Origin of the sequence: Devosia sp. (assembly GCF_041917035.1) — a bacterium.
Taxonomy (GTDB): domain Bacteria; phylum Pseudomonadota; class Alphaproteobacteria; order Rhizobiales; family Devosiaceae; genus Devosia_A.
This window is the reverse complement of sequence record NZ_JAYRYM010000164.1, coordinates 1-8,567: the sequence shown is the minus strand read 5'-3', so window position 1 is coordinate 8,567 and position 8,567 is coordinate 1. Positions and strand designations below refer to the sequence as shown.

At 67.5% G+C, this 8,567-nt stretch carries 10 protein-coding genes; 5 read left to right on the top strand and 5 right to left on the bottom strand.

The genetic code is table 11. From position 1 onward, the window contains the following. Window positions 1-254: 254 nt before the first annotated feature. The gene (locus ACE3TU_RS15535) at window positions 255-449 is read right to left on the bottom strand and encodes a hypothetical protein (RefSeq protein WP_374625778.1); all 195 of its coding nucleotides are present in this window, start codon (window positions 447-449) and stop codon (window positions 255-257) included. Window positions 450-761: 312 nt separating this feature from the next. Here ACE3TU_RS15535 and ACE3TU_RS15530 point away from each other — a divergent pair, with 312 nt between their 5' ends. Together ACE3TU_RS15530 and ACE3TU_RS15525 are read left to right on the top strand one after the other, a co-directional pair. Next, a complete protein-coding gene (locus tag ACE3TU_RS15530) occupies window positions 762-1,403 on the top strand; it encodes an ATP-dependent Clp protease proteolytic subunit (protein WP_374625776.1) in 642 nt (213 codons plus the stop codon). Window positions 1,404-1,582: 179 nt separating this feature from the next. After that, a complete protein-coding gene (locus ACE3TU_RS15525) occupies window positions 1,583-2,008 on the top strand; it encodes a hypothetical protein (protein WP_374625774.1) in 426 nt (141 codons plus the stop codon). Window positions 2,009-2,302: 294 nt separating this feature from the next. Here ACE3TU_RS15525 and ACE3TU_RS15520 read toward each other — a convergent pair whose 3' ends face one another. From ACE3TU_RS15520 to ACE3TU_RS15510, 3 genes are all read right to left on the bottom strand, one after another. Continuing rightward, window positions 2,303-2,524 carry a helix-turn-helix transcriptional regulator gene (locus ACE3TU_RS15520; RefSeq protein WP_374625772.1) on the bottom strand — a complete coding sequence of 74 codons (222 nt, stop codon included), beginning with the start codon at window positions 2,522-2,524 and terminating at the stop codon, window positions 2,303-2,305. After that, window positions 2,524-2,988 (bottom strand): hypothetical protein, encoded by a 465-nt coding sequence (locus tag ACE3TU_RS15515; protein ID WP_374625770.1) that lies wholly within the window; start codon window positions 2,986-2,988, stop codon window positions 2,524-2,526. Before ACE3TU_RS15515 ends, ACE3TU_RS15520 begins: the two co-directional genes overlap by 1 nt. Before the next feature lie 525 nt (window positions 2,989-3,513). Then, a complete protein-coding gene (locus ACE3TU_RS15510) occupies window positions 3,514-5,076 on the bottom strand; it encodes a winged helix-turn-helix domain-containing tetratricopeptide repeat protein (RefSeq protein ID WP_374625768.1) in 1,563 nt (520 codons plus the stop codon). Between the two features lie 150 nt (window positions 5,077-5,226). Here ACE3TU_RS15510 and ACE3TU_RS15505 point away from each other — a divergent pair, with 150 nt between their 5' ends. The 3 genes from ACE3TU_RS15505 to ACE3TU_RS15495 all read left to right on the top strand — a co-directional run bounded on the left by ACE3TU_RS15505 (window position 5,227) and on the right by ACE3TU_RS15495 (window position 7,965). Next, window positions 5,227-6,012 (top strand): CPBP family intramembrane glutamic endopeptidase, encoded by a 786-nt coding sequence (locus ACE3TU_RS15505; RefSeq protein ID WP_374625766.1) that lies wholly within the window; start codon window positions 5,227-5,229, stop codon window positions 6,010-6,012. 117 nt (window positions 6,013-6,129) lie between these two features. Beyond that, window positions 6,130-7,005, top strand: coding sequence for an aspartyl protease family protein (locus ACE3TU_RS15500; RefSeq protein WP_374625764.1), 876 nt, complete (start codon window positions 6,130-6,132; stop codon window positions 7,003-7,005). Window positions 7,006-7,092: 87 nt separating this feature from the next. Then, complete coding sequence (locus tag ACE3TU_RS15495; protein ID WP_374625762.1) at window positions 7,093-7,965, top strand: type II CAAX prenyl endopeptidase Rce1 family protein; 873 nt, start codon at window positions 7,093-7,095, stop codon at window positions 7,963-7,965. Window positions 7,966-8,167: 202 nt separating this feature from the next. On the opposite strand, the gene fliJ is transcribed toward ACE3TU_RS15495, so the two are convergent. Continuing rightward, window positions 8,168-8,567 (bottom strand): flagellar export protein FliJ (fliJ, locus tag ACE3TU_RS15490; protein ID WP_374625760.1); only part of this gene is annotated, 400 nt, incomplete at its 5' end.

Sequence of the window (8,567 nt, the reverse complement as noted above, 5' to 3'; positions counted from 1 at the left end):
TGACCATCTGCCGCTTGCGCTCGCGCTTTTCCGCATAGGGGAGCGCGAACAGCGACCGATCGTGAAAGCCGAGGCACCAGCAGCCGCCGAACACCCCGCCATGCGCATCGACCAGCGCCGCAAAGTCTTCGAATGTCTCCGCCGTCAACGGCACGGTGGTCAGGGCCATGGCGCGACCCTATCCCGCGCCGACCACGAAGGCGATACCGGGCCGCCTCGACTTGTGTCGGACCACGCATGGCGCCGTCCTGTACCTAGCCGCGTGGCTTCCGGCCGGTTCGTTCCCACTCCGACAGGAGCGCATTGCCGGCCCGCAGCGCCTCCTCCCGGGTCCGATAGCGGCCGTTGAGCGCCATGCTCTCGCCGTCGCGGCCAAGCGTCAGCCGATATCCACCCCTCCGATTGTCCGCGCTGACGGTCACTGATGAGTAGCGGCTGGGTTCGAACATTGACGGCTCCGTGCGGGGGACCCCGGGCTCCTGAATCGGCAGGCCAGCGGACCGAATCGGGAAGGTCGTGCACGCCGATACTTCCGCCGACGGCCATGCGCCAGGCTCATACAGTATATGCACGCTCTGCATGGACAGTTCTTGAGTCGCTGCCACCTCTATATAGCAATTGACTCGAGACGGAGTCTATTGGGTAGTGCCCATGGCACTATCTTTTGAATTTGTTCGGCAATGAACTATATAGGCTTGGAGAAATATTTCGGGAGTGGCCGACGATGGGCCCGTTTTTATTTGCTTGGCGCCCCCAAGCGGATGCGTGAAGCACTGGCGGCTGCCTCTCGTCAGGGAGCGCCGCGAACCCTGCGCCGAGGAGGGGCGCGCATCGCCGCCGGGTTGTCGCTGCTGGTCTCCTTTTCCGCCGCGGCGGCCGATCTCTCGATCGTGCTGGTCGAGACGCCGGCCGGGGTCGCGCGCTACGTCTATCTGGAAGGCGACCTCGAACTGGGCGACTGGTCGAAGTTCGTGAAGCTCCTGCGCAGGAACCCCGACGCCGCCGGGGTCCTCCTGCAATCCAACGGCGGCTCGGCCGACGACGGGCTGGCAATCGCCAAGCACATCTTCGAGCATGGCCTCGACACCATGGTCACCGGAACTTGCCATTCCGTCTGTGCCGTCATGTTCCTCGCCGGGCGCGTCCGCTACATCACGCCGGGGGCGACGCTCACGGTTCACAGCGCCTACCGGCAATTGGGCGACTGGGTTGTCGAGGATCACGCCGCCAACGCCACGGTGGCCTGGTTCATCGGACATATGGGCTACCCTCTGTCTCTGGCCCGGCTGTGGGCTTCGACCCGCAGCGACGACGCCGCGGCGATCACCATCGAGATGAACGCGAAGCTGAAGCTCGGCTTCACCGTCATCGACCAGGTCGCCGCCGCCGTCGCAGAGCAATGACGCGCCCGCTCTCGGGCAGAAATGGTCGGCACTGGCCTCGGCCGGGTCGCGGCCCTGCGGACGATTGAGCGGCCCTGGCCCGCCCCAGCTTGACATTGCGCAAGGTCACCTCTCCGCCCTCCCCTTACGCTCGCCGTCCGAGCCGGGGGTGATCCGGGCAGTCACGTGGGAGGGCAGCGATGTCGGCGGTAACGGGTTGGCACGTTCGGCTGCGGCGGGCAGCGAGGCTTTGCGGCTACGTGACGGCCGCGCTGCTGGTCCTGTTCGGGGCCTGGTGGGCCGGTTTTGCCGGCTTCCTCATGCCCTCGCAGATGCACCTGCAGGTGAGCTTCGGCCAGTACCAGGGCATCGGCATGTCCGTGCTGGGCGCGGCGGACTTCGCCGCCCTCCTGCTCCTCCGTCGCCCAGGGGCATGGCTCGTCCCCGCCATCTCCGGAGCCGCGCTGGTGCTGCTGCAGCTGGCCCGTCTCGCCGTATTCGGCAGGCCCTACCTCGATACCGACTGGTGGGTGACCTTCGGCGCGGTGGCGGTTCCCGCCATGTGTGTTGCCATTGCCCTGCGCATCGGGCCGGGGCACGCCGCGGACCAGCCGCCTCGCTCCTGAGCCGCCGCGCCGGGGCTCAGCTGGCCGCCATCCACAGCGAGGTGACCGCGATGCCACGATACCGGCCCCGGCCTGCGCGGCGCGGCCTTCCGGCAGGCGCTGCAGCGCAACCAGCGGCTGGAGCGCGATCGCCTGCGCGCCGATGGCAGCGGGCTCGGCCTCGCCGTGGTCAGCGAGATCGCAAGCAGCAATGGCTGGCGCCTCGATGCGTGCGAGAGGCGCCGCACCGGCGCCAGCATCCGTCTCCACCTGCCGGGGCCATAGGCCGGCCCGGCGCAGCCTTCCGGCGCTGCGTCAGCCGGGGGTCTTCCACTGAAAGACGTCCCCGATCCCGACGCCGAACACCTCCGCGATGCGGAAGGCGGCCTCGAGGGACGGCGAGTACTTGTTCTGCTCGATCGCCGCCACCGTCTGGCGGGTCATGCCGATCCGGTCGGCCAGCTGCTGCTGGGTCATCTCGTCGTGATCGAAGCGCAGCCGGCGGATGGAGTTGGTGATGGGAGGGGGCGCGGGCATCAGGTGTAGCGCCGGTACCCGACGATGATGCGGATTTCGCGCAGCGTGCCGGAAACCGCCAGCGCCAGCAGCAGCAGGTTGACCAGCATGATGGTCGTCGCCCCGGCGGCATCGGCCGGATAGTCGGCGCGCGCCGTCTCGGTGATGAAGCCGCTGCCGAGGATGATGCCGATGAGCGAGGCTTCGAGGATGCCGAGGCCCGCCCGATGCGAGCGGCGCTCGATGCCCTGCTCCATCTCGTCGAGCGGCGGATCGAACTGCTGCTTGCCGACCCAGGCCGCAATCAGCGAAGCCGGAAGCATGATGGCCACGGCGATGCCGAAGCACCACACGAAGCGCCAGAACAGCGTGTCGCCATCGAGCAGCCGCGCCGCGAAGTCCGACCAGACGCTCCAGAAATAGTACCCGAAGATCGTCAGGCCCGTCAGCGTGGAAATCCACGCAACCTTCTCACGCATGCTCATGGGGGAACTCCGATGTTATCCTTGCCTTACGCGAGGTAATCTATACCGAACGTGGCGTCAAGAATTTTTAACATCACGCAGCGCGAAGCGACGCACCTGCCATCCCCCCCCCGGATCGTCGTCGCACAGCTTCCGCTCAGCGAGCCCCATCCTCCCCCGTCCACGGGCAAGGGCACCGTCCACGGGCGAGGGGCACCCGTCCACGGGCGAGGGGCACCCGTCCACGGGCAAGGGCACCCTTGTGCCACCCCACCGCTGTCACCCCGGCGCAGGCCGGGGCCCATCCCGAGATAGCGTCCCGATCACGGCGCACGTGCAAGGTCCCGGGCCGCGCCGCGATGACATCGAGCCCGCGGCCCCGCCGGGCCGCCCCCCCACCCACCAGCGGCGGAGGGGGACCACCCGAAGGGTGGTGGAGGGGGGCCACAGCGCCTCCCGGATACACCGTCGCCCTCAGCGGTCCTGTCCCGCCAGCCAGCGACGACCGCTTCGCGCCAGTAGCGTCGTTCGCAGTCGGGCAGACTGCTATCCGACGCCGAGTCGTCCGAGCGAAGCCGCCATGCGCTGCCGAAGCGCCCGTTCGGCAAACGGCAGCGACCGGAACAGCTGCGCCGTGTCGATCAGCGGATTGCGGGCGCGGGCGCCCTTCACCCAGTACAGTGCCTCGTCCCGTTCGCCGTTCATCTCGTGCGCCGCCGCGGCAACGAGATGCACCACCGCATTGGCGCCGGGGCTCCGTCCGGCATCGTCAATCCACCGTACCGCCTCTTCGATCCGTTCCTCTACGAGGAAGCCCAGCGCCCGCGTCCCCTTCATCGCAAACAGGAACGGGTCGAGCGGACTGAGACTCATGGCGCTGTCGAGGTTGCCCCGCGCCCGGTCCGGCCGACCGAGCATGGTGTCGGCCCAGGCCCGGGCGTAGATGCCCTGGGCATAGCTCGGGCTGAGCGCGAAAGACTGATCGAGCCAGCCCAGGCTCGCTTCGATGTCTCCACTCAGCCAGTGGGAGCGCCCCAGCGTGAAGCTCGCGAACGGGTCGAGCGGATCGAGCGCATAGGCTTGCTCCGCGGATCGGCGGGCCGCCGTGACGCTGGCCCCCCGGTCCGGTGCGTAACCGAGATAGGCGTTCTGGAACTCTGTGAAGCTCACTGCTGCATGCGCGCGCGCAAAGCCGGGCTCGCGTTCAAGCGCGGCTGCGAAATACTGTGCCGCCGCCAGGTTGTCGCTCGCCGAAAAGCGGAACATACGCTGTAGGCCGAGGTGGAACAGCGCCCAGGCGTCGAGACTGCCCGGTTCGACCAACTGCGCCAGGACCGCTTCGTTGATTGCGAGCTGCCGCTCCAGCGTCGCCACGAGGTTGACCGTGATCTCCCTGCGGAGCGCCTGGATGTCGTCGACGCGCGAGCGGTACGAATCGCTCCATACCACGGTGCCATCGCGGGTGTCGGCGAGCTCGACCGACAGGTTCAGCGCCCGGCCTTCGGCGACGATCATGCCGGTCACGCAATAGCGCGCGCCAAGCGCCCGCCCGACCTCGCGGACATTGGGGTCCTTCTCGCGGAACCTGAAGCTCGAGCCCCTTGAGATCACCTTGAGCCAGCGCATGCGGGACAGCGCCGAGATGACCTCGTGCGGAATGGCGTCGCCCAGTGATGCCTGAGTCTCGTCCAGCCCCGTCGCCGGGAACGGCAGCACCGCGATAGACGGCCGCAAGGTCCCGCTTCCCCGCTCGGCAACCGGAAGAGGCACCACCTCCGCCGGCACGGCCTGTCGGTCCGCGGCGATCCGGACGTTCGCGACGCACCTGAAGCCGCGTCCGTGGATGGTCTTGATGACCGTCTGGCGCACCCCGTCGTCGCCGATCGCGCGGCGGGCCGCCTTGACCCGGCTCGAGATCGCCGCCTCCGAGACAATGCGTCCGTCCCACACGCGCTCGACGATCTCGTCGCGCGACACCATGCGGTCGTGGTTTTCGATCAACAGCGAGAGCAGACTGAACACCTGCGGCTCGACGGCAACGACCTCTCCCGCCCGGCGCAGCTCAACGCGGCCCAGGTCCAGTTCCACTTCATCGAGCGTGTAGATCATCCGCGGGCGCCCCCGTGGCCATTCTCCCAGATATATCCACGAAGTCTCCACGACAACTCCAAGCATTCCGATACGGCCGGATGTACCCCCGCCGCACTGGAACCGCCCGGTCGCAACCAGTGCGGCCCATCTCAGCCACGAGGTACTTCAATGTCCGCTCTCGTCTCACGCATGGCCGTCTTCTTCGGCCTCGCCTACGCCTTCACTTGGATGGGCTGGCTCGGCAACGCCATCTGGCCGTCCGAGTATTGGCTCCTGCCCATGAACCCCTTAGGCCCGCTCATGGCGGCGCCGATCGCCATCCTGGTCATGGACGGTGTCGAAGGCCTCAAGGCCTGGGGTAAGCGGCTCATCACCTTCAGGGCCCCGCTCTGGGTCTACGCCGCCGCGCTTCTCGGCCCGGTCGTCGTGATCCTGTCGTCCGTCGGGCTCGCGGCCCTCACGGGCGCGCGCCTCCAGCCCCTGCCCGTGTACGGCTTGCTCGATTTCCTTCTGGCCATACCGATCGTTCTGATCTCCGGTCCCGGCGAGGAAGAACTGACGTTCCGCGGCTATGCCCAGCACGAGATGCAGAAGCAGATCTCGCCGCTGGCCACCGCCCTGATCATCGGCGTCGGCGTCGCCATCTGGCACGCCCCGCTGATCATCATCGGCGACATGGGCTGGCCCATGGCCACGTGCGTGGTCGCCGTCTCGGTGGTCTACGCCTGGCTCTACCGTATGGGCGGCAGCGTCTGGCCGGTCGTTGGGCTCCACTTCTCGGTCAACTACTTCGGCGCCGAATTCTTCGGCTCGATGGTCGCCGAGCCGTCCGGGCAGTTCATCTATCGCCTGTTCTTCCTCGCCTTCTACCTCGCCTGGGCGGGCTGGATCGTCTGGAGGTTCGGCCCGACGCTCGACGGCCGCCGCAGCCGGAGCCACCTCGCCGCAGCCTGATCGCTCCGCAGGACCGGGCGGGTTCATCGAACCCCGCCCGGCCCCTGCAAAGTAAGGGATTCTGCCCACAGCTCACGCGCCCCGCGCAATGACGGAATAGCCCGTCCGGAGACAACGATGAAACACACAACAACGCTTGCCGCCCGCCGTCTCGCCGCGCTTGCTGCGATCTCCGTCGCAGCCGGCACGCCAGCCTACGCCCAGTCGAGCCCACCGCGAGGCGTGATCGCCGTCTCGGAGTTCGAGCGCGGACTCAAGCGCATCGAAATCGAAGTCGACGGCGTGCCGGCCTGGGTCATCATCGACACCGGTGCCGGGATTACCGGGATCGGCCCGGAGTTGGCCGACAAGATCGGCTGCAGGCCTTTCGGCCAGCTTTCCGGCGTGCGCATGACTGGCGAAGTGCTCACCGCCCCCTGGTGCGGTCCTGCAGTGATCAAGGTGGGTGGCGTCGAGTCAGAGGACTACGTGATGTACTTCGACGTCGCGAGCTTGCTGCCGCCGGACTGGCCGCATGTCGACGGGATCGTGTCGCTGAACGCCTTTCTGGACGGCCCAATCACGCTCGACTGGCCTGGCAACCGGATCATCCTCGAAAGCGACGCCACGCTGGCGGAGCGCGTCGCGGGTCTTGCCAGTTCGCCGCTCTATATTCAGCGCGAGGTCGCTGGCCACGCCACTAGCGTTTTCTTCGAGGTCGCAGCGGAGCCCCAACCGCTTCGTATCCTCCTCGACGCCGGTAGCGTTGGAAGCAATATCCTTACGCCCAGTTCGTTCACGCAGCTCGGGCTCAAGGTGCCCAGGCCCGCCTCGGAGACGGCGTACGGCGAAACGATAACGGCCGACCTGACGGTTGCCGACGTGCCGCTGAAGGGCGTCCAGCTTCAGTCTCAGGAGATCATCTACGACGGCACGTTCGGCGCCGCGTTCCTGAACGAGAACATCGTGACCCTCGACTTCGCGAACCAGCGAATCTGGGTCGCGCCGCACTGAGGCCGCCCGCCACCTCGACCGACGGATCCCGACCTTCACCTCGGCCACCGACGCCCATGACCTGACCGCAACAACGGAGAAGCCCGAATGCTCGCCAACCTCACCGACCTCGGCAAGTCCGCCATCTACTACGGGCTCGCCTTCACCCTCGTGCTGCTCGCCTCGCTGCTCTACCCCGTGCTTGGCGGCCTTGTGATTATCGCGGCGATGTATGCCCCGCTCGCCGCAGTCCTGCTGATGCTGTTCGTCGTCACTCCCGATGGACGCACGAAGGCGGGATGGGTTTCGCTCGGCCTCCACCGCCCCGGCTTCAGAGCATGGCTGCCGGCACTGCTGATCCCGCTCGCCGTGATTGGCGGAGCCTACGTCCTGGCCTGGGGCGCCGGCCTCGCCGGATACGTTATGCCGACCGAGCTTGCGCAATTGGGCCTGTGGATGCTGCCGGCAGTGGTCCTCTACGAGATCGTCATGCACCTGCTGTTCACCGGCGCTCTGGCCGAGGAGATCGGCTGGCGAGGCTACCTGCTGCCGCGTCTCGCCAACGCCATCGGCCCGAAATGGGCGTTGCCGCTGAGCGGACTGATGCATGGTCTGTGGCACTTGCCGATCATCCTCTTCACCCCGCTCTACCATGCGGACGGCAACCTCTGGCTCGTGCTGCCGCTGTTCCTCGTTGGGGCGACGGTGTGGGGCATGGTCGTGGGCTACGCGCGACTCCGTACCAACAGCGTCTGGCCCTCTGCCATCATGCACGCCGCCCACAATGTGTTTTGGGGCATCCTCCGGGCGTCCACCGTCGCCTCGCCGCTGGTCGCCGAGTACGTCATCGGCGAGAGCGGCATCCTGCCCCTGACCGGCTACGCGGTTGTCGCGGTCGCGATCTTCGTTGTTGCACCGAAGCTGCGGCGCGCGGCCGGGGGCGAAACTCCCCCACGCGGCCTGAACGCGATCGGCGCCTGACTACTCGGCGCGGGCGGCTGCCCGCGCCACTACCAGACCCCAAGCCCATCGGCCTGATGAACGCGTGGCCGCCTCCGGCCCATCTGCCGACCCATGCTTCTCATCCCCGCAACATCCCCTCCCGCCTAACCACCCACCCCCAAAAAACCAAAAGGGCCCGCCGCGGCGAGCCCCCTCCCATGCCTCCCCCTCCGCCCGCGCGCTAGCGCCGCAGGTGCCGCAATCTGCCGATCTCGTCGAACTCGGCCTGTTCGGCCCGCGCTTCCGCCGCCATCTCGCGGCCGTGCTCGCGCTGGTCAAGCAACTCGACCTTTTTCAGGTCCTCCACCGCTTCGGCCAGCGCGTCCTGCGCCGCCTCGAGCGTGCCGCGCATGTCGGCGGCCGAGGCCAGCAGGTTGTCCCGCCGCGCAATCGCGGCCTTGGCGAAGGTCGAATAGGCGAAGTGCGCGACATCCGAGATGCCGGTCTTCTGCTGCTCGATCTCGATCTGCTGATCGAGCTCGGCGGCCATGCGCTCGAAGTCGGCGATCATCATCTCGATCTGCGTGACCTGGCGGCGCTTTTCGTCCACCTGGAATTTCTTGAGCCGGATCAGGCTCTCG

Bases quoted from the DNA above. Each gene is read 5' to 3' on its own strand.
- ACE3TU_RS15500 (WP_374625764.1), top strand. From the start codon at position 6,130: ATGAAACACACAACAACGCTTGCCGCCCGCCGTCTCGCCGCGCTTGCT.
- ACE3TU_RS15515 (WP_374625770.1), bottom strand. From the start codon at position 2,988: ATGAGCATGCGTGAGAAGGTTGCGTGGATTTCCACGCTGACGGGCCTG.
- ACE3TU_RS15520 (WP_374625772.1), bottom strand. From the start codon at position 2,524: ATGCCCGCGCCCCCTCCCATCACCAACTCCATCCGCCGGCTGCGCTTC.
- ACE3TU_RS15505 (WP_374625766.1), top strand. From the start codon at position 5,227: ATGTCCGCTCTCGTCTCACGCATGGCCGTCTTCTTCGGCCTCGCCTAC.
- ACE3TU_RS15535 (WP_374625778.1), bottom strand. From the start codon at position 449: ATGTTCGAACCCAGCCGCTACTCATCAGTGACCGTCAGCGCGGACAAT.
- ACE3TU_RS15530 (WP_374625776.1), top strand. From the start codon at position 762: ATGCGTGAAGCACTGGCGGCTGCCTCTCGTCAGGGAGCGCCGCGAACC.
- ACE3TU_RS15510 (WP_374625768.1), bottom strand. From the start codon at position 5,076: ATGATCTACACGCTCGATGAAGTGGAACTGGACCTGGGCCGCGTTGAG.
- ACE3TU_RS15525 (WP_374625774.1), top strand. From the start codon at position 1,583: ATGTCGGCGGTAACGGGTTGGCACGTTCGGCTGCGGCGGGCAGCGAGG.
- ACE3TU_RS15495 (WP_374625762.1), top strand. From the start codon at position 7,093: ATGCTCGCCAACCTCACCGACCTCGGCAAGTCCGCCATCTACTACGGG.